This is a genomic window from Nitrospiria bacterium, from assembly GCA_035498035.1.
GTDB lineage: Bacteria > Nitrospirota > Nitrospiria > JACQBZ01 > JACQBZ01 > JACQBZ01.
In genome coordinates this window covers 59,249-79,741 of the sequence record DATKAN010000061.1, presented here as the reverse complement: position 1 = coordinate 79,741, position 20,493 = coordinate 59,249, and the positions used below count along the sequence as shown (strand labels likewise).

Sequence of the window (20,493 nt, the reverse complement as noted above, 5' to 3'; positions counted from 1 at the left end):
GCGCATAGTATTCTAAACCTATGCGTCTCCCCCGGAAACCGGCGGTCTTGTTAGGGGGTATCGCCCTGGTCGCGATCCTCCTCTTTTTCGTCTATCAGAAGGTCCACTCGAAAATCATCTTCGGTCTTCGCGAAGATTTTTCAAAAGCGGTTTCGTATGACAAACCCGTACCGGGAATTCCCGGAATCCGGGCGGGGCAGTGCGGGGGCTGCCACAGAGAAATCTATGAAGAATGGAAAACGTCCATGCACTCGAAGGCCTATGTCGATCCATTCTTTCAGGCCTACTGGAACAAGGACGAGCATATCTGGATCTGCTTGAACTGCCACTCGCCCATGCAACCGCAGCAGCCTTGGCTGATCAAGGGGCTTGAAAACGGAAAGGTCTACAAGCCGATTAAGGAGGATAATCCTCATTACGATGCCGATTTTCAACAAGAGGGCATCACCTGTGCTTCTTGTCATGTGCGTGACGGTGTGATCGAGGGACCGTTTGAGGGCATCGAAGCCCCTCATCCAACGCGATACTCTCCGCGTTTCCGATCCACGGATATATGTTTCACCTGCCACCAGGTCCCCGCCGGGCCCTTTCAATTCTACAACGGCGGTCCTTGTTCGACTTTTCCTGAATTCGAGGCCGGCCCGTATTATAAAGAAGGGAAGATCTGTCAGGATTGCCACATGCCGAGCATCAACCGCCCGTTGGTATCGGGGGGCCGGGTCCGGTCAGGCCGACAGCATCTCTGGCGGGGCGGACATTTTCCTGAAATGATCCAGCGGGCCGCGTCGGTCCGGCTTACGGCCGACCGAAGCGTTTTGCAGCCGGGGCAGGATGTAACATTTACCTTAACCTTGACCAACAGCGGGGCCGGTCACAAAATCCCAACGGGCGATCCGGACCGGTACTTTACCGTGACCTTCGAGGTCGTGGATGCGTCGGGAGCGGTGATTAAACGCCAGGAGAGCACCATGAGGCGCTGGATCGTATGGTGGCCGGTTATTGTGGAGGTTTATGAAAATCGCCTCAGTCCGTTAATGAGTCGGGATTATGTGTTTCGATATTGGTCGCCGAGAAACCTTCAAGGGTTGACGTTGAGAGCATCGGTAAAATACCATATCATGACCGAGGCTCAGTACCGGCGCCTTCAGAACAAGTTCGGTCTCTCCATCGACGTTCCGCATGTGTTTACGATTTATGAGCAGGAATTACGGTTGGACGAGCCCCTCCAGGTCACTGCCGTTCAAAACGAACGACCCTATCACTCTTGCCAAAGTAAGAAAGGATGATCGGCATCGGTGGATTCAGCGAGGGCAGTCATTCACTGATCAGGACCAGAATCCCGGAGTAATTGTGAAAATGAGGAACGCCGTGGATCGGAGCAATCTCGGAATAGCTCAAGAAGCCGATCAACGGAATCTCACCAAAGTGTTTTTTAATAATGGAGAGATCGACCCCCGTTTTGCCGTATAGAGATCGGCCCCGCCCGCAGCAGTCGAAATACATGGCGAAAGCAGGTGGACGGTCGCGATGGATTTTGGCCAGGTCCGAAACCATGGATTCCATGTCGTGCATGGCTTGGGTGGGTTCGCGTATCATGAAAGATACCACCTGGCCTTCCTCCACCGCTTCGGGCACGGTGATGCTTCTTTCCACCGGATCCACTCCAACCACGCTTCGGACAAGGTACGACCCCCGATGGAATCGTGACTCGGTGACATCGGCCGGAAACCCGATGAAAATAAGACCGGTCGCTTCGCGAATTGCCTGCGTCGGTATATTGGTAAACAAACCCGAATAACAGTCGAGCGCCGCGCGGCCGGCCAGTTCATAAATGGTGTTGTGACGCGCACGGGTCACCATCATCGGATTTCCGACAGGATGGCAGGCCTGGCTGAGACCGATCGTGTGGGTGAAGGAGCCGTTCAGGACAAAGCCCGTCACCGCATCGGACAATACCTGATCTTGATAGATCTGGAGGGTCTGCATCAAGCTGCCGTCTTCCGAAGCCCCTCCCCCGATCAGGACGGCCTTTTCGTTGGCGCTGGTGACTCCATGGAAGAACGGTTTGGGTTGGAAGTTGTATGAATCGGGAAGAAGGACGCCGATGGAAGAATAAGCGCCGTCTTTACGGTCTGTGAGGGTCATACCGCCAATGGTTCGGCCGATCAGCTCCGCCTGGCCCTGGAGAGGATGAAAGAGAAACGGTGATGCCGTAACGGTATCAGAGGCCAGAATCATGACCGCGACCGCAGGCTCGTTTTCCCACTCGCCATCGGTTGTGATCACACCGAATCCACTGCAACCGAGGAGATGGGCGGTTTCGATTTCGTTTCGAAGCGCCTTGAGGAGCAGGGGATAGTAAGGGTGATAAGATACCGAGGCAAACACAAGAACCAAATCGGCCCTGTTCATACCGGCGCGTTTCATGGCCATCCGGGCCGCCTCACGGGCCGCCTTTTGGGGCGACATTTGGGTGGATTGTCCAACGCCGGTTCGGATCATGAATTCAATTATACAAAGCACTGAATCAGGATTCCATCTTTTGTTATCTGATCCTGCCCTATATAAGGCGCCGATGCCGTAAATGCGGCAAACCGCGGGCGGTTTATAAAAAAAGACTTTAAATTACAAAGCGTTGAAGTTGGCATTGAATTTGCTAAATCAGATCAGGATGCATAGAAAGCCATCATAAACGAGCGGGATCACGTAAGGGTAGTTATTAAATCAGTACACGAGAGGGGGTGAGTAAATATGAAGAGGGTTCTATCCAGTCTTGTAATGGCCGTAGTCGTCCTGTCCTTTGTAGGCATGAGCTGGGCCGGTATGATTGCGGGCGAGGTAACCAAAATCGACGACAAGGGCTCATTCTACTTTGTAAAGGATAAAAAGGGGAAGGAGCACAAGATCCATTTTGACAACACCACTCAGAAAACCGGTGACGTTAAGGTGGGGGAAATGGTCGAGGTGGATGTGGCGAAGGGTCATGCCAAATCCGTCAAGACCATTGAAAAGAAGTAACTCTGCGAATGTTTCGAAATGGGGCGCGGTGCCATTTGGCACTGCGCCCCATTTTTTATGGAAATCCCTTGTTTTGGTTAGGGATCGGGATGTGGATCACGCCGACCGAAATGATTGACAGAATGATCTGTAACGTGTAAATATATATACGAAATTGGAGAAAGAGGATGAAACCGCGATCCGGCCCGCGCATTTCCCCATACAGACCGCTTCGAGTCGATATTTCAACGGATGTGGTCTGTTTCTCCGGAATGGTGAAAGATATATCTCACGCCGGCTCCTGTATAAGTCTGTCGATCATGGAGGATTTTCCCGTTTATGTTGATAACCGCCTCCTGATTCATTGCCAATTGGGGGATCTAAACGAGTCTTGGGCTGATGAGGTCCTCATCGGGAAAGTCCGCTGGGTTGCGAAACAAGCCGACGGGATTTTTCTGGGCGTTGAGTTTCTGGATACGGGTGAATATTATCATCCCCAGGTTTTCTCCCTTCGGAACCGTGAAGACGAATAGGCGGCGAGCATGACGCCCCCTGTTTCCCGCCGTTCATTTACGGCTTTTTGGACTTCGAGTACTTATTTTGCCGAAGGCCTGCCTTACTCGGTCGTTCATCAAATCTCTGCTCAGTTTTTTACCGCATCCGGCGCCAGTCTTCAGGCGATAGGATTGACCTCCCTCTATGGCTTGGCGTGGAACTTGAAATTTTTATGGAGTCCGCTGATCGATGTTTTCAGTAATAAAAAGAGTTGGCTTGTCGGGTTCGAATTATTGATTGCGCTGGCCATCGCCTTTCTGACCTGGCCGGCCATGAATTTCGATTTGGCTCTGGCGGCCAAGATATTTTTGATCGTTGCATTTTTGGCCGCCACCCATGACATTGCCGTGGACGGTTATTATATTCAATCGTTAAACGACGTGGATCAGGCGGCCTTTTCCGGCGTCCGGGTGGCCGCCTACAAGATCGCTTTATTGGTAGGCAACGGCGCCCTTGTGGTGTTGGCCGGCATGGTTTCATGGGAGATCTGTTTCTTGACGGCCGGAGGGATTATGGTCGTTCTGGGTCTGGTCCATCATCTTCGCTTACAGGAAGTCCGGGTACATAGAAATGTTTGGAAGGTTTCGGTGATCGCGGAGGCCTTTATAACATACCTGCGACAACCGCACATTGTGATGATTCTTTCCTTCATCCTCCTGTTTCGTGCCGGAGATGCAATGATGTTTGCGATGGCCACGCCACTTTTGAGGGACCTGGGATACGACACCGCCGCGCGTGGATTTTTATCCGGCACGCTGGGCACCGTCACAAGCATCGCGGGCGCATTGGTCGGCGGGGGGGCCATCAGCCGCCTTGGATTGCGCCGCTGCCTTTTTCCCTTTACCCTTGCACAAAGTTTGGCGATTCCGGCGTACGCATGGATGGCTTACGAAAAACCTGGTTTGTTGGGGGTGAGTTTGGTGATTGCCTTTGAACAAATTGCGGCCGGTCTCGGCACCGCGGCACTTCTCGTATTTTTAATGCAGCGTTGTCGACGGGAATTTCAAGCCACCCACTTTGCGATCGGTTCGGCGTTGATGTCCGTGCCGGCTACGCTGGCCGGAGGCGTTAGCGGCTTCGTGGCGGCCGGCGTCGGTTTTACCGCATTCTTTTTAATCGCTTTTGTGACCTCATGGCCCGGCTTGTTGCTCGCATGGCTGATGCCAGCCCGAGTTCATCATTATTGACCTTGAATTTATCTGTGGCAGCATGGATTTTTTCCAGGATTTCAAAACGGTTTGAACAAATTCAAGGCGACGATTTAAAGCTGTTCCATCCAGTCCAGTACGATTAAAAGTAAATATTAAAAATCTTATAATAAAACATGATTAAATTATTTTAATTTATTGTTATATTTAATCTTTTTATACAAATGGTCGAGGCTTATTCTTAGCAGACGAAATAGAACAGTTGAGGCACAGGGCATGTTTATAAAAGAAAACGTAGGCCGGCGCGATAGAGGCGTTTGCCTGGGTCTTTCCTAACCCATCTGACCTCTGCCAGTGTTGGAGTACTCATTTTAACATGGGGGAGGGGAAGGCTGATCTTCACAATCTGGGAAGTTTCCAAGCGTTCTTTTGTCATGAGGCAGACGCCTCCTTCACTGATATTTTTGATATTTGAATTGATGATCGTGGTGGACTGATTTCCTCGGGCCTTGTGTAAAAGCAGGTGACTGCTAACCTCACAAGTGGCTTTTTCCGAGAGAGAAGACCGTTTTGACCGGCGTCGCTCATCTTTATCTGGTTCTATACTCATTGCCTCTTTAGATCAAAATACGAGTTTACGGTTGAAATTAGAATAGGATACATAATACAGAATTGTTATATACATAACATTTATATGGGGCAATGTCAAGGAAAATCAAGGGGGTTCCATTTTTTTTTACCATTATCCAAACGGGTTGGATCAAGATAGCACGATGCGATCAACAGCTGGAAATGTGCGATTCGGACCCTGCGCAAGATTCCTATGGATCTGAGCAGGATTATGAGCCGATAATTGCTCATGAATTAACCGCTTTATGAATAGTTTATTAACAAGGAAATCCTATCATAAAATGTGTTGACAAGGATCTTGAGTTATTGTATGTTTTAGCTCAAGTACCTTGTAGGTCCCTTCCTTCACACCACATATGAGGGTGTATATGGATCTTCTCGAGGTTGCAAACAGGCGCTCAGTGCCTGGTATTCTTGTCTTCAACCATCGTCAAGAACCTGTTTTTTTTAATCCGGTCGCGTTAGGAATCCTTTCCAAAGTAAACGGAAACCATTCGGACTCCGATCATCTTATGATGGGTGTTACGATCCCAAAAGAAATTTTTAATTTGTACGAAAATCTTAAAAAGAGTTATTTGGCATGTCGCGATGATCATCAGGCTCAGGTCGCCCCTCAAATTTCCTTGTTTTCGACCCAGGATGCGATGTATTGTTGTAGAGGGTTCCCTCTCAACGGCGATGACGCTCAAGCGGGGCAGGCTTTTCATATCATGATGTTGATCGAGAAGGTTTCGCAACATCGACAAATTGATCTGGAAAAATTAAGAAGCCGCTTTCAATTAACCAATCGCCAAATGGAAATTGTTAAACACCTTTTTTCCGGATTGACCAATAAGCGAATCGCCGATGCTCTTTGTGTTTCTGAAGATACGATCAAAGGGCATTTAAAACACATCATGAGGCGATTAAAAGTCAATTCAAGGACCGAAATTCTTTCCATCATCCTTCAACTTTGAATCCCTTTTTCCAGTTGGTCTGCATCCAAGGCCCGTGATAACCGTCGTCACCACACTGGGAAGTCCTTGCAATTTTTATCGTCCAAATCTAACTTCTTCCGCGCGACCGTTGTGATTCTAATATAAGATCTCCGCCACGGTTGCAATGGACCTCGGGCCTCTCTTCTTGACAGGATTACGACATCCTGTGATACGATTAATCCCCCTGCATCTCTTATGGAGAAAAAATGATCCGGTATATTCTCCCCTTCGTTTTGTTATCCATCATCGTTGTAGATGTTTCTGGCTGTGTTGTCGAACCTCCATCCCGTTTAAAGGAGGTTTTCTCGGAGTCGCCATACCGAGATTTGGGAACTCTCAAACCAGGGACGATACTTCATCTGCCCACCGGCATCGAGGTTACCAAGGAACAGATGTTTCATATCCTGTCCAGTTCACGGATCGTCTATGTGGGAGAAACCCATACCAATCTTGAAGATCATCAAGTGGAACTGGAGGTCTTGCAGGGACTGTGGAAGCAGTTTCCGGGACAATGGGTTGTTGGGATGGAGATGTTCCAAAAGCCGTCTCAGGATCAATTGAACCGATGGAGCCATGGTCAAATGGATGAAAAAGAATTTATCAAAGTCTGGTATGACAATTGGGATCAGTCCTACAATTATTATCGTGCGATTCTCCGCTACAGTCGCGACAAGAAAATTCCTTTGATCGCTCTGAATGCACCCGATGAACTGGTCCACGAGATCATGAAGAAGGGGACGGAAGGGTTGTCGGAAAACCTGGAAAAAGAGCTGCCCGAAATGGATCGTGAGGATCCATACCATCGAAACTCCCTCAAGGCGGTGTTTGGGGGCCATGCGCACGGGGATGAGGGTTTCGAGCGGTTTTACGAAACAATGTTGATTTGGGATGAAACGATGGCACAAACCATCTCAACCTATCTCTCCAGTCCCGAGGGACGTGGAAAAAAAATGGTCGTCTTTACGGGAGGGTTCCACGTCAACTATGGATTCGGAGTACCGCGAAGAGTGTTCCGGCGACTGCCGGAACCCTATGAGATCGTCATGCCATACACGGAGGAGGTGCCGGAAAGTCGAAAGGACCTACTTATGGACGTTCAACCGGTCTCCATTCCGCTCTACCTCGCCGATTTTGTGTGGGCCGACGGTTATAAAGATTTGGAGGACCAGAGCGTCCATTTGGGCGTCCAGGTTGACAAAACCGAGAAAGGCGTGACGGTTCGCAAAGTGATGCCTGATTCAACCGCCTTGAAAACCGGTATTCGGGAGGGAGATATTATTGTTTCGTTTGATGGTCAATCGATCCTTGAACCTTCCGATCTGATTCATCTTATGAGTTTCAAACAGCCGGGTGACCATGCGATCCTTAAAATTCTTCGGGGAGCACAGGCGTTGAATTTTGAAGCCCAGTTTGGGTCGGAAAAGAAAATTCAGTCCCATTGAAAGTCCCCATCAAAAGTATAAACGGAAAGGAGATCACCATGGAGACGTATCAGAGAAAGACGGAGAGTAGCGGAACTGTAGCGGATGATCCTGCCGCCCATGATTTACTCCGCCGCGCCTTTGAGAAAACATTCCGCTGGCCGCAGGATTTCAAAGGCTTCATGGCCGATTTAACGTGTCGAGAGGGCGGACGAATATCCGAAGGCCATGTGAAGGTTCACTCGGCCCGTGAGGTCACGGTCCATCTTGAGCACGAGGATCTGAAGAAATGGGCTGAGGGTCAAATCGGCATGATGGCCGTGCATCGGGCCCCCCGCACGTATGAAGAATCGGACGGGAAGTACTCTCTTACCCTAGGTGAAGAAGACCATCATCCGATGGGCCGCCTGTTGATAATCCATGGGGACGGCATGAATTCGCGTTACCGTATCCATGACGACCGGATCACCCAAATTAACCGCAGTATGGAACGGGTCAAATTCACGATCAATGTCGAGGACAGTCTCACAACCAATGACGGCAAGGCCCTGACCACCCGCTACGCGGTCTTTTATTTTTCACCGGGGGACGGTGCCTTGCGTCAGGTCGAAACCTATTGGGACAACCATGCCGTTGTCAACGGAATTTACCTCCCGGCCATCCGGCGGGTGAGTTTCAATGAGAATGGCGCCGTTATTACCCGTCTACTGCAGTTTGATCATCACCGGCTTTTGTAATTCGAATCGGGAGTCACGATCTACATGGGATTGTAGGTCACATTGATTTACAACTACTTATTGTGTTATTTTAATAAGGTACATTTTGTTCCCAAAGAATCATGGCTTAAGATATAATTAAAAGTGTATCCTGGCGAAATCCACCGGTGTGAAGCGGCCTCATCCAATCCAAACTTGTTTGAGTTCAACTTCATCATTCATTCGTTCGCATATCAAATCCAACGGGAGATAATTCGTCTATGATTGATGAACGTTCAATCGCTTATTTTTCAATGGAAATCGCGCTGCACAACGGAATCCCGACCTATAGCGGTGGTCTGGGAATCCTGGCCGGCGATATGCTTAGATCGGCCGCGGATCTGAATGTTCCGATGGTTGCGGTCACGTTGCTCCATGAAAAAGGTTACTTCCACCAGCGGTTGGATGAACACGGAAATCAATTGGAGGAGGCCGTTGCCTGGGATCCCCGAAGTTTCCTTGAGCCTCTTCAGGTGATGGTGAAAGTCGAGATGGAGGGCCGGTCGGTGAAGATCCGGGCCTGGAAATATGAACTGCGCGGGAGTCGGGATTTTACAGTCCCTGTTTATTTTTTAGACACAAATCTTGAAGAAAACGATCCCCGCGATCGTTCCCTGACCGGACATCTTTACGGCGGAGACGCACGGTATCGCCTATGCCAGGAGGTGATTCTGGGTATCGGAGGTATGCGGATGCTGCGAGAGTTGGGCCATCACACGATCAAAAAATACCATATGAATGAAGGCCATGCGAGTCTGGCTGTACTTGAACTCCTAGAAGGGGCGGGTCGTCAACTCAACAAGCCGGAGAGCGATCCCGAGACGATTGAGTCCGTCCGCCGTCAGTGTGTATTTACAACCCACACGCCGGTCGCCGCCGGGCATGATCGTTTTGCTTTGGACCTCGTACGAAACATTTTGGGCGAGCGGGATATCTTTCGCCTGAATGTTTTCCATGAGGGTCAAGATTTGGATATGACCCGACTGGCATTGTACCTGAGCGGCTATATCAACGGCGTCGCCCGGAAGCACGGTGAGGTAGCCCGTGCCATGTTTCCAGGCCACTCCATTCAATTCATCACGAACGGGGTTCATTCCGTTACATGGACTTCGGAACCATTTCAAAAACTTTTCGATTCATATCTGCCGGATTGGCGAAGGGACAGTTTTTCGCTTCGTCATGCCCTGAACATCCCCAAAGAAGCCATATGGGCGGCCCATCTGGAGGCCAAGCAGGCGCTGATCGACTTGGTCAACCGGAAGGGAAAGGTTGGAATGGATATCTCGGTCTTCACGATCGGGTTTGCCCGCCGGGCTGCGGTTTATAAACGGGCGGATCTGCTGTTTCATGACATTGATCGGCTGAAAAAAATCGTCGCGGAGGTGGGACCTTTTCAAATCATCTACGCCGGTAAGGCACATCCGCAGGATCGGGAAGCCAAGGCGGTCATCACAAAAATATTCCAGTCGCAACGGGAACTCAAAAACCATATAAAGGGGATTTACCTTTCCAACTACGACATGGAAATGGGAAGGCTGATTACGTCCGGTGTGGATCTCTGGCTCAACAATCCGGTTAGACCGATGGAGGCCTCCGGAACCAGCGGGATGAAAGCCTGCCACAACGGGGTCCCTCAATTAAGTATTTTAGACGGTTGGTGGGCCGAGGGCCATATGGAAGGCGTCACCGGATGGGCCATCGCGCAGGATGGTCAACCCCCCGCCGAGGGAGATGATCGGAATCGGGATGCGGCCTATCTCTACCACAAACTTGAAAATGTGATCATTCCGATGTTCTACCGCGATCGTGACAAGTACATCAACATCATGAAGCACTGCGTCGCATTAAATGCCTCGTTTTTCAACACGCAACGCATGATCCAGGAATACGTCACGAACGCATATCTGGCGCTCTAATAAAACCCATCGGCCTGCTTGGCAAGATCGGTGATCATTTGAGCCGGAGAGAAGCGGGGACCGGCGGATTGGGAATAACGGTCGAGCGTTTCTTTAATCCTTCCAATTCCAATCTTATCACAATACTTTAATAATCCTCCCCTAAATGGGGGGAAACCAGCGCCTATTATCATTCCGAGATCGACATCTCCCGGATACTGAACGATCCGCTTCTCGAGACACCAAGCGGCTGTATTCACCATGATCATCACGAGACGATCGGTTATTTCTTGATCGTTTATATTCGCTCGCGGAGTCAGTCCGCGTTCTTTTCGTATCGCCGCCAGCATCGTGTCCAATTCGGGGTTGGGGCGTTTTTCCCTGCCTTCGTATCGATAGAGACCCTGTCCGGTCTTTTTTCCAAATCTTCCGGCTCCGAATAACCGATCGCCGATCCGGGATTGCTCGGCCGGATCCAGATGAAGGGACGTTCGGATCGATTCGGCTGTGTGATGGGCGATGTCCAGCCCCACAACGTCCATCATGGTAAACGGACCCATCGGCATTCCGAAAACCTCCATGGCGCGGTCCACCCGATCGACCGTAGCCCCTTCTTCTAAAAGAAGCCCGGCCTCATTCCCGTAGGCCATCAGGATCCGGTTAACCAGAAAGCCGGGACTGTCCGAAACGACCAGAGGCGTTTTACCGATTCTTTTGACGAAGACTACACCGGCGGCCAGTGTCTCGTCGGAGGTCATTTTTCCTTTAACGACCTCTACGAGCGGCATCTGCGCGACCGGATTGAAAAAATGAAGCCCCAATACGCGGTCCGGTCTCTTTGCGCCCTCAGCCATGTCCGTGATCGAAAGCGAAGAGGTGTTTGTGGCGAAGATCGCTCGATCCCCGGCCGCCTCTTGAAGGTCGCGGATCACCCGTTGTTTGACTTCCATCTTTTCGGCCACGGCCTCGATAACCAGGTCACACGTCGAAAAACCGGAATAGTCTGTGGTGGTTGAAAGAAGTCGCATCCGGTTCTCTTTTTCTTCCCGGCGGATTCTCCGCCGGGAGACCTGCTTTTCAAAGGCCTCGTTAACGGTCTTGACACCCTTTGCGATCGCCTCCTCGTGAATGTCTCTCAGGCGCACCGGAATCTCCTGTTGGAGCATCCATTGGGCTATGCCGGCGCCCATCACGCCGGCCCCAAGGATACCCACTTTCCGAATCGGCGGGACGAGATCGGAGGGGGTAATCTCCTTTGGCAGTTTTCCGGCGTGCCTTCGTATTGAAAAGACATGGATCAGGTTCTGCGTGGTTTCTTCACGAATAAGCGCATGGAGCCCCTCCTGCTCGAGCTCCAACGATCGTTCGAGCGGACCTCCGATTCCCTTTCGGACCACGTCGATAATCTTCAGCGGAGCGGGATAGCGTCCCAGGGTGAGCCTCATGACGTTTTTACGGGCTTGATGAAATACCAAAGCCCGGCCGAGAGGGGTTTCGTTCAAGAAGCGCGCCAGGATTTTGTTTTGAGAGCGCCGTCGGGCCGATTGAATTTTCCGATGAAGCGAGGCCCCCTGCGTTAGGCACTCGAGCATAAAAGTATCGGCCTGCATCTGGATCTCCTTGGAGGTGAGGATGCGGTCCACCAACCCGATTCGCTCAGCTCGCCTCGCATCGAGCTGTTTGCCCGTCAGGAGCAGGTCAAGCGACGCCGAAAGCCCGGTCAGACGGGGGAGCCGGGTTATTCCGCCCCAGCCCGGGAAGATTCCGAGCAAGACTTCCGGCAGGCCGAGACGCGTCTTCCGGTGGTCGCTCGCCAGACGGTAACGGCAAGCCAAGGCCAATTCCAGTCCCCCCCCCAGACAGGCCCCATGGATCGCCGCCAACGTCGGGACGGAGAGCTCGGCGATTCTTTGATAAACATCGCGGCCTTGTTTTATAAAAATCAATGTGGCGTCAAGATCGCTCAGGAATCGTTGGACGTCGATCTCGGCCCCGCCGATAAAGTGGTCGGGTTTACGGCTCAGGAAAATGACGCCTTTAATCCTGGGATCGGACCGGATGGAATCAATCGCTTGCTCAAGTTCCGTAAGAACCCGAGGCGAGATCAAATTGACCGTTTTTCCCGGGACATCGATTTCCACATGGCAAAGGCCGCGGTCATCGATCGTGGTGCGAAGGCATTTCTCCGGGGTCATAATCTTTTATCTCCTCTCAACGATGCAGGCCGCGCCCTGTCCACCGCCAACGCAAAGGGTCGCCAAACCGATGGATTGGTTTCTCCGTCGCAGCTCGTATAGCAGGGTCAGCATCAGGCGGGCGCCGGACGCGCCGAGCGGATGGCCGAGAGCGATCGCACCCCCGTTGACATTAAACCGGCTTCGATCGATCACCCCGATCGGTTCGTTGCGTCCCAGATGTTCCTGAGCGAACTTTTTCGAGGCGAATGCTTTTTCATTCGCCAGAATCTGCGCCGCGAACGCTTCGTTCATCTCGATCAGTTCAATATCCGAAAATTTCATCCCGGCCCGGTCCAGGGCCAAAGGGGTTGCAAAAGACGGTCCCAGCCCCATCCTCGCAGGATCCAGGCCGGCATAGGCATAGCTCCGAATGCGACCAAGCGGCTTAAACCCCATCGCACGGGCCTTTTCCTCGTTCATGATCAGAAGTGCGGCGGCTCCGTCCGTCAGAGGGGATGCGTTACCGGCCGTGACCGAGCCGTATCGACGATCGAAAACCGGTTTCAGACGGGCCAAATCCTCGATTTTTTGATTTTCCCGCGGGCCGGCATCGTTCTTGACCACGGTGTCATACCGGGGGGGAAGATAGACGGGGGTGATCTCTTCCGAAAGACGGGACCGGGCTGCGACGGCCCGCTGATGGCTCATCAAGGCAAAGGCATCCTGCTCTTCTCTTGGGATCCCGAATTCTTTCGCCAGCACCTCGGCCGTGTCCCCCATCCGCATGCCGTTGAGCGGATCGGTTTGGCTGATGACGCTCGGTTTCAGATCGCGGGGGCGCAGCGACGCGAACTTCGCAATCTTCTGCCCCAACGTTTTGGCCTTCGAAGCGTCGACGAGTATTTCGGTCATGCGCTTACCATAATAGAAGATCGGAATATTGCTCATGGACTCGACACCGCCGGCGATGACGACATCGGCCATTCCCGCCCGAATCTTTTCCAACCCGCTTCCGATCGCCTCCAGGCCCGAGGCGCAGTTTCGGTTGACGGTATAGGCCGGCACGCGGGGGGGGAGGCCGGCGCGCTGTGCGATGACTCGCGAAACGTTGGCTGTGTCGACCATCTGGCTGACCGTTCCAATGATGACTTCATCGACAATCTTCGGATCCAGTGCGGTTTTCTCTATAAGTTCGTGGACGGCGAGTCTTCCCAACTCCTCGGCCGGGATATCTTTGAAAACCGACCCCGACCTCGCAAACGGGGTTCGGATACCCTCAATGATCACCGCCTCAGCCATGCATCACCTCCCGTTTATTAAATCATTATACTCCAGTCCATTTCCAAGCGCCAAGGCGTCACAGCAGCGATTGGGTGTCTCCACGAATTGAATTAGGTGCTATACTGTATCCAATCTTACTGAAAATTAACTATTATAAATTTAGCACTTGACAAATATAATAAATTTGGTAAAATTTTCCCAAAAGTGTAAATTAATAGAATTTAATAATAAAAACCTTTGATCAGAGCAAACCCATCGAAAGATGGGGACGCAGTGCAACGGGGCTAACTCCCGAATTTAAGGTTTGGGACATGCTCGCCGGGCCGCCAGAGGAAATCCTTTGGCGGCTATTTTTTTGTCTGAAATAGGGGAAAACAAAATGAGGCAGTCTTCAATATGGAGACCCGGTTTTGTTGTTATGGCCGCTCTGACAGGCATTATCTTGGGAATGGTTTTTCTCTCCTACCAAGTGGCGACACCTGAAACAACGAGCAGGTCCTCAAAAAGTTCAGCCGATTACGAGCCGCCAGCCAATTTCAATCATGATGCTACCTCTTTTCAGCTTCTGGGTGCGCATAGAGGCTTGAAATGCTCCCAGTGTCATTTGGGGGGGCAGTATAGTGCGACTCCCAGGGAGTGTGAAAATTGCCATAATGATCAGATTTCTTATGGAAAGCCGCAGAATCACATTATGACGAATCAGGGATGTAATGTCTGTCATTCCGTCAATGCCTGGTCACCTGCAACCTTTAATCATAATCTTGCTCTGGTTGCCGGCCAGTGCGCCACCTGTCACAACGGCCAGATGGCCACGGGCAAGCCGCAGGACCATGTTCCGACCACGGCGCAGTGCGACACCTGTCATAAGACGACGGGATGGACCCCCGCGGGCTATGTCCACGATGCCAGCGCGGCCGGGCAGTGCTCGAACTGTCACAACGGCCAAAAGGCGACGGGCAAGCCCCAGAACCACATCCCGACCACGGCGCAGTGCGATACCTGTCATAAGACGAAGGCATGGGTCCCCACGAGTTTTGTTCACGATGCCAGCACCGCCGGGCAGTGCTCGAACTGCCATAACGGCCAAAATGCGACTGGCAAGCCGCAGAACCATGTCCCGACCACGGCGCAGTGCGACACCTGTCATAAGACGACGGGATGGACCCCCGCGGGCTATGTTCACGATGCCAGTGCGGCCGGGCAGTGCTCGAACTGTCACAACGGTCAGGTGGCGACCGGAAAGCCTGCAAACCACGCCGGGGTCACACTTCAATGCGACACCTGTCATAAGACGACCGGCTGGACCCCCGCCACTTATGCGACCCATGATAACCCTAAATTAATCGGGGGTCATGCTCCTCTGGACTGCTCGGTCTGTCACCCGCAAAATTTTTCGACCCCGTTTTACCGGGACGGCACCCAGTATGGTGCGTGCGCGAACTGCCACACGCGTGATTACAGGCCGAACGAGAACCATCGGTCCATCGCGCTTGATGCCATGTGCGCCAATTGTCACGAGCATGCTGACTACAGTCGTTTTTAACGCCCCCGTGGAACGATGGGTTTTTTTTCTCTCGCGTGCGGCATTTTGTCTCGCGTTGGCCACTTTTTTTTTGACGATGATCGGTTGTTCTTTGAGTAGAAACAAACCCATTTTGAAAACCGATTCCGGCCCGTCGATAAATTTTGCGGAAGGGGTCAACGCGTTTGAAAAAGGAGATTTAGAACGGGCCCGTGTAATCTTCAATAGATTCATCGATACGAAAACGGACCCCTCCGGTTTGGAGGAGGCCCAATGGTACCTGGCCCGGATTGCGGATGAACAGGGCAAACGGAATGACACCGTGCAGCAGTACACGCTATTTACCAGCAATTTTCCTTCAAGCAGACATATCCCTGAAGTAAAAGCGAGGTTGGCGGCTCTGACAACCGGGTCGGATTCTGTGAACGGTCCTTCTACCGGCCCGTCGAGTGCGGCGGTTCAGTCGGAGAGTCTCCCGGGCAGCAATCAAGGCACCCCCCCTCAACCGGTTTTCTCTCCGGTGCGTCGACAGGAAACGGCCCCATTTGGAAAATTTTCCGGCGCTTTTACGTTGGAGTATTATAATGATACTCAAACATCCCCGGCGGACCCCACTCCCACGGTACAAAACCGCTTGAACGAATATTTGGATTTCCGCTGGAGGAAGTCGGCCGGAGGGGATTTAAAAATCTATTTTTCCGGTATGAATTCGGATGATTTTCTGACCCCCGATAACTCCTTCTACAGACTCAATAAAATTTTCGCGGACTGGTCCGACCCTCGTTCCATGGTCGACCTCCGCATCGGACGACAACCGGCTTCCGGGAATACCTTATTCAGTCGCTTTGATGGACTGGCCTTCGGTCTCCGGCCCTTCAACACGCTCGGTTTGACGACCAGCGTCGGTTATGCGGTCGACCCGTTCGATCGAAATAAAATCCAGATTCAGCACGATCGCCTGTTTTACGATACCTACCTTTCGATCTATGATCTCTATCATCTTGGAGGAAAAATCTATTATACCCAGGAGTTCAACAACGGTTTTTCAACGCGAAATGCGGTCGGACTGAACGGGTACTGGTTGAATGATCCAATCAACATTTCCTCCATAGTGGACTATGACCTGGCCTTCAAAGATTTCAACGACAAATTACTGAGTTTTGAATACCATTACGCGATCGCTTCGTATTCCGCGGCGGTCGAATATCGAAAGAATCCTTTTCTGGATTACGAAACGGCGTTGATCGATCCCTCCCTCGCGTTGATAACACCGCCGATCACGTCGCTCGATGCTGCGCGGCAAACTTTGACACGAAACGATCTCCAGGCCCTCGCATTGAAAAATACGACCGATTCGCGGGAGGCCAGACTGGGAACCACCGTCGATTTTTCGAAGGTCTGGCATCTCGATTTAAGGTACGCCCATACGATCTTCCAGGCGATCGTTTTCAACGACGGAAAGGCGGATAAGAAGGGTGATCGCTATTCGGTCTTTCTCAGCGAGCGAAACGGGCTCCACTGGTCGGAGGTTGGAACAGTGCTCTATCTTTTCCAGCCGACGACCGATTATCAAACGACAACGGTGACGGGAACCTTTTCAAAGTACTTGGGCCCAGAATTTCAAACGTCCTTGAGATGCCGTTGGGAGCGTTTTGAAATAAAAACCTCCGCCACCCAATCGACGCGGCTCATCCCCGGATTCACATTGATCTACACCTTCGGGAGCGGGATTTCGCTCAGCCTTGACGCCGATTACGACATGGATAAGAACAACACCACAAACGGAACGGTGACGACGGTGGAAACCCGAACCAGCCTCACGATTCCGTTCTGAGGCCCGGTCGTGTTGTTCCGAAACGCTGAAAGACGCTTTGGGGCCTGTCCTTGGCTTTAAGCGTCCATTCATGAGATGGAAAAGAGGGTCCCATCAGACTTTTAATTCTAATATTCGGATGCGCCGCGGTGGTCGCCCTGCCGATTTATTTTTCAGGGCATCCCTATTCCCCGAAATCATTTGTTCCGTTGATGCTCGGGATTATTGGGTCCACCATGATGTTTTTGGGCGCCTTCTTGTATGCGCTGCGTAAAAGGATCCGGGTGCTCCGAAGTCTGGGAAACATGAGCCGATGGTTGGACATCCACATCACGCTATGCATCCTCGGGCCGCTCTTGGTCGTGTACCACACCGGTTTTTTCATCAAGTCCCCCAACGCGGCCATCGCCTTTTATGCGATGCTGATCGTTGTGGCCAGCGGCGTATTCGGTCGCTATATTTATCGGCATTTCCAGTTTTCTCTATCGGGGGAACGGGCCACATTAAAGGAGATGATCCAGGAAATCGAACAATTGGATCGAAATATCTCCCAACGAGTTTCAGAATCGCAAACCATCCTCGAGACCATCCAAACTTTTTTCAGCCGTCGAGAAAAGAAAAAATCACGTGGGTTCTTCGGGCCGTTCTTCCTGCTGATCCGATTGGACCGTCTTGAGAAAAAGGTGAGAAGGCAGCTCAGGCGGCTTTCCCGCTCCCAGGGCCGGATGCCTGTCATAAATCCCATGAAGTCATCGGACTCGTTGGAATTCCTGATTGTGAAGCGGATTCGTCTCGAGAAGAACGTTTCGGCCCTGGAGGCCACAACAAGCCTTTTTTCCTACTGGCACAAGCTTCATGTACCGTTTATTTGGATTCTCGCCTTCACGTTGATTGTTCATATCGCCGCCGTATTGATATTCTGAGTTATTGTTGAGACCGCCGGGACGCCCGATGTGGAGAAAATTCGGCCTTGCAATTTTCGTGTGGTGTCTCGCAACCGTTGGGACGGCCGACGCGCTCGACATCCTGAAGGGTGTGATGCCCGGGAAGGTTTCCCGGGTCCACGAAAAATCTGAAGGACGCTGCCTGGATTGTCATGATCTCGTCAAAAAGGTTTTTTACGATAAATGTCTGGCCTGTCACAAGGAAGTCAAAAAAGATGTCGAACTGAAGACCGGTTTCCACGGAAAAACCGACGCCTCCCGGTGCGAGACCTGCCACACGGAACACAAGGGACGTGAAAGCCATATCGCCCAATTTGATTCCGCCCACTTCGACCACGGAAAGACGCAATTCGAATTGTCCGGGAAGCATCAAACCACGAAATGCGATCGCTGCCACCTAAAACCGAAGTTCCGAGAAACCCCCCACGATTGTTTTTCCTGCCACCTTGAAAAGGATAAGCACAAAGGGGCGCTGGGAAAGTCCTGCGAGCGTTGCCATAATTCGGAGGCATGGAAGAAGATCAGCTTCGACCATTCCCGCACGCGGTTTCCGTTGGAGGGGAAACATGCTCCGGTCGCGTGTGAAAAATGCCACGCCTCCGATAATTTCAAGGCGACGCCGATGGCCTGCGTGGGCTGTCATCTTAACAAGGACAAGCACAAAGGGGTTCTGGGCAAGCAGTGCGAGAGCTGTCATACGGTGAAGGATTGGAAGGCCATTGTCTTTGACCATGACAAAACCGAATTTAAACTGCTGGGAAGCCATCGCCAGGTGGAATGCAATAAATGCCATAAAACGCCTCAGCTTCGGGAAACGCCGAAGACCTGCGTCGAGTGCCATAAGCGTGTCGACCGGCATAAGGGCGTCCTCGGTCCCCAATGCGCGCAATGTCACACGGTGAAGGAGTGGAAGGACGTTTTATTCGACCACGACAAGACCCGGTTTAATCTGGTCGGAAAACATCAAAACGTGGAATGCCTGAAATGTCATAAAACTCCGGACATGAAATCGACGCCGAAGACCTGTGTCGAGTGCCATAAAGAGGACGATTACCACAAAGGCAAACTGGGACGGGAATGCGCCCGTTGCCATTCGGCCGTGGATTGGAAGAAAATCGGTTTCGATCATTCGAAGACGGACTATCCGCTCATCGGGAAGCATCTGGACGTTCCCTGCTCGAAATGCCATGTCCAGGAGGCCTACAAGATCCCGAGTCGATGCGCCTCGTGTCATCGGCCTGACGATAAGCACAAGGGGCAATTGGGGGATACCTGCGAGACCTGCCATACGGAAAAGGGATGGAAGGACATTCAGAAATTCGACCATCAGAAAACGAATTTTAAGCTTCTGGACAAACACCGGGATGTTCGCTGTTCCGAATGTCATAAGACGGCGCTTTTCAAGGACACCTCCTCGGTCTGTAACGATTGTCATATAAAAGACGACTATCACAAGGGGCACTTCGGGAAAAAATGCGAGGCTTGTCACACCGCGAAGACCTGGAAACGGGATGATTTTGATCACGCGAAGGAGACCGGTTATGCGCTCGTAATGAAGCACAGTCAATTGAAATGCGAGCAATGCCATGTCAAACAGCTCTTTTCCCAAAAAACGTCCCGCATGTGCGTTCGATGCCACCAGAAAGACGACATTCATGAGGGCGAGTTGGGAACACGATGCGAGATCTGTCACAGCGAGGCCGGGTTTAAGGTGATTAAAAGACTGCCGTTGGGGACGAGTTACTTCGGTCGCAAAGATCACAAAGGGTTGATGAAAACGCAGGAAAAAGGGCCGGTCATTACTTGGGAAACTGTTCCGGATTCCTTACGCATCGTCCGGATACCGTAGCGGTTATTTCATGGTGGGGGAATCCGGCCTTCGTCCATGTCGATCAGATCAAACAGGCTCAGCGTAGCCGGATCGATCCGGGCGGCCAATTCCTTGTAAGTCTCCCTTCGCCATCGGGCTGTTTCCGGATTCGGCCGATAGGACTCGATCTCCGCGATCCATTGCCGCTTCTCGCCCTCAGTATGGGGCTTTGCATGTCGCTCGACCCAGGCAAAGATCTCGACGTCCGTCTTCGAGGTCAGGATTGCACGACGCAACGCCTCCGCATTCAGCCCGGTAAACGTAAGCAAGCGTCCGTCCAGAGTCAATCCCGGTTTGAGGAGATTGCCGACATATTCCGGCGGGAGTTTTCCTTGCGCGTGCAGCCGGACCTTGTCGATCAATCGCGGAAGAAAAACATACCCGCCCAGCATTTCGCGCGGGGATCGGAGGGGAATCGGTGGATTCATCTTAGGGCACCTGATTTAAAAGATTGTATGGTTTTCGTAGGGGTGACTCGATGGGTCGCCCTGTTTGTTTGGTCAGGGAG

Annotated in this window: 15 protein-coding genes and 1 riboswitch; of the genes, 11 read left to right on the top strand and 4 right to left on the bottom strand. The window is 51.8% G+C overall.

Translation table 11 applies throughout. From position 1 onward, the window contains the following. Nucleotides 1–47 precede the first annotated feature (47 nt). A complete protein-coding gene (locus VMN77_12155) occupies nt 48–1,286 on the top strand; it encodes a multiheme c-type cytochrome (GenBank protein HTN44539.1) in 1,239 nt (412 codons plus the stop codon). A gap of 28 nt (nt 1,287–1,314) precedes the next feature. Here VMN77_12155 and VMN77_12150 read toward each other — a convergent pair whose 3' ends face one another. Beyond that, complete coding sequence (locus VMN77_12150) at nt 1,315–2,469, bottom strand: FIST N-terminal domain-containing protein (GenBank protein ID HTN44538.1); 1,155 nt, start codon at nt 2,467–2,469, stop codon at nt 1,315–1,317. 282 nt (nt 2,470–2,751) lie between these two features. Between VMN77_12150 and VMN77_12145 the strand changes: the two genes are divergently transcribed. The 6 genes from VMN77_12145 (at nt 2,752) to glgP (ending at nt 10,399) form a co-directional block, all read left to right on the top strand. Beyond that, nucleotides 2,752–3,018: a hypothetical protein gene (locus VMN77_12145; protein HTN44537.1), complete on the top strand. Its 267-nt coding sequence runs from the start codon at nt 2,752–2,754 to the stop codon at nt 3,016–3,018. 521 nt (nt 3,019–3,539) lie between these two features. Continuing rightward, the gene (locus VMN77_12140) at nt 3,540–4,739 is read left to right on the top strand and encodes an MFS transporter (protein ID HTN44536.1); all 1,200 of its coding nucleotides are present in this window, start codon (nt 3,540–3,542) and stop codon (nt 4,737–4,739) included. 959 nt (nt 4,740–5,698) lie between these two features. After that, nucleotides 5,699–6,286 (top strand): LuxR C-terminal-related transcriptional regulator, encoded by a 588-nt coding sequence (locus VMN77_12135; GenBank protein HTN44535.1) that lies wholly within the window; start codon nt 5,699–5,701, stop codon nt 6,284–6,286. Between the two features lie 347 nt (nt 6,287–6,633). Continuing rightward, nucleotides 6,634–7,749: a ChaN family lipoprotein gene (locus tag VMN77_12130; protein ID HTN44534.1), complete on the top strand. Its 1,116-nt coding sequence runs from the start codon at nt 6,634–6,636 to the stop codon at nt 7,747–7,749. A gap of 38 nt (nt 7,750–7,787) precedes the next feature. Next, nucleotides 7,788–8,465, top strand: a complete 678-nt coding sequence (locus VMN77_12125) for a DUF3386 family protein (GenBank protein ID HTN44533.1) — start codon at nt 7,788–7,790, stop codon at nt 8,463–8,465. A 239-nt stretch (nt 8,466–8,704) separates the two neighbouring features. Then, complete coding sequence (glgP, locus tag VMN77_12120; protein ID HTN44532.1) at nt 8,705–10,399, top strand: alpha-glucan family phosphorylase; 1,695 nt, start codon at nt 8,705–8,707, stop codon at nt 10,397–10,399. Here glgP and VMN77_12115 read toward each other — a convergent pair. Continuing rightward, nucleotides 10,396–12,573, bottom strand: coding sequence for a 3-hydroxyacyl-CoA dehydrogenase NAD-binding domain-containing protein (locus tag VMN77_12115; protein ID HTN44531.1), 2,178 nt, complete (start codon nt 12,571–12,573; stop codon nt 10,396–10,398). The two genes, glgP and VMN77_12115, sit on opposite strands and share 4 nt — an antisense overlap. Nucleotides 12,574–12,579: 6 nt before the next feature. After that, nucleotides 12,580–13,854: an acetyl-CoA C-acyltransferase gene (locus VMN77_12110; GenBank protein HTN44530.1), complete on the bottom strand. Its 1,275-nt coding sequence runs from the start codon at nt 13,852–13,854 to the stop codon at nt 12,580–12,582. A 217-nt stretch (nt 13,855–14,071) separates the two neighbouring features. Then, a riboswitch (cyclic di-GMP riboswitch) is annotated at nt 14,072–14,167 on the top strand. 360 nt (nt 14,168–14,527) lie between these two features. Between VMN77_12110 and VMN77_12105 the strand changes: the two genes are divergently transcribed. The 4 genes from VMN77_12105 (at nt 14,528) to VMN77_12090 (ending at nt 19,964) form a co-directional block, all read left to right on the top strand. Next, a complete protein-coding gene (locus tag VMN77_12105) occupies nt 14,528–15,379 on the top strand; it encodes a hypothetical protein (GenBank protein ID HTN44529.1) in 852 nt (283 codons plus the stop codon). Nucleotides 15,380–15,491: 112 nt separating this feature from the next. After that, the gene (locus VMN77_12100) at nt 15,492–17,192 is read left to right on the top strand and encodes a hypothetical protein (GenBank protein HTN44528.1); all 1,701 of its coding nucleotides are present in this window, start codon (nt 15,492–15,494) and stop codon (nt 17,190–17,192) included. 284 nt (nt 17,193–17,476) lie between these two features. After that, nucleotides 17,477–18,094, top strand: coding sequence for a hypothetical protein (locus tag VMN77_12095; GenBank protein ID HTN44527.1), 618 nt, complete (start codon nt 17,477–17,479; stop codon nt 18,092–18,094). 28 nt (nt 18,095–18,122) lie between these two features. Then, nucleotides 18,123–19,964, top strand: a complete 1,842-nt coding sequence (locus VMN77_12090; protein HTN44526.1) for a cytochrome C — start codon at nt 18,123–18,125, stop codon at nt 19,962–19,964. Between the two features lie 8 nt (nt 19,965–19,972). On the opposite strand, the gene VMN77_12085 is transcribed toward VMN77_12090, so the two are convergent. Further along, the gene (locus VMN77_12085) at nt 19,973–20,413 is read right to left on the bottom strand and encodes a DUF5069 domain-containing protein (protein ID HTN44525.1); all 441 of its coding nucleotides are present in this window, start codon (nt 20,411–20,413) and stop codon (nt 19,973–19,975) included. Nucleotides 20,414–20,493: the final 80 nt, after the last annotated feature.

Coding starts and splice junctions, on each gene's coding strand:
- VMN77_12150 (HTN44538.1), bottom strand. CDS start 2,469: ATGTCGCCCCAAAAGGCGGCCCGTGAGGCGGCCCGGATGGCCATGAAA.
- VMN77_12145 (HTN44537.1), top strand. CDS start 2,752: ATGAAGAGGGTTCTATCCAGTCTTGTAATGGCCGTAGTCGTCCTGTCC.
- VMN77_12140 (HTN44536.1), top strand. CDS start 3,540: ATGACGCCCCCTGTTTCCCGCCGTTCATTTACGGCTTTTTGGACTTCG.
- VMN77_12135 (HTN44535.1), top strand. CDS start 5,699: ATGGATCTTCTCGAGGTTGCAAACAGGCGCTCAGTGCCTGGTATTCTT.
- VMN77_12125 (HTN44533.1), top strand. CDS start 7,788: ATGGAGACGTATCAGAGAAAGACGGAGAGTAGCGGAACTGTAGCGGAT.
- glgP (HTN44532.1), top strand. CDS start 8,705: ATGATTGATGAACGTTCAATCGCTTATTTTTCAATGGAAATCGCGCTG.
- VMN77_12115 (HTN44531.1), bottom strand. CDS start 12,573: ATGACCCCGGAGAAATGCCTTCGCACCACGATCGATGACCGCGGCCTT.
- VMN77_12110 (HTN44530.1), bottom strand. CDS start 13,854: ATGGCTGAGGCGGTGATCATTGAGGGTATCCGAACCCCGTTTGCGAGG.
- VMN77_12105 (HTN44529.1), top strand. CDS start 14,528: ATGACGAATCAGGGATGTAATGTCTGTCATTCCGTCAATGCCTGGTCA.
- VMN77_12095 (HTN44527.1), top strand. CDS start 17,477: ATGAGCCGATGGTTGGACATCCACATCACGCTATGCATCCTCGGGCCG.
- VMN77_12090 (HTN44526.1), top strand. CDS start 18,123: ATGTGGAGAAAATTCGGCCTTGCAATTTTCGTGTGGTGTCTCGCAACC.
- VMN77_12085 (HTN44525.1), bottom strand. CDS start 20,413: ATGAATCCACCGATTCCCCTCCGATCCCCGCGCGAAATGCTGGGCGGG.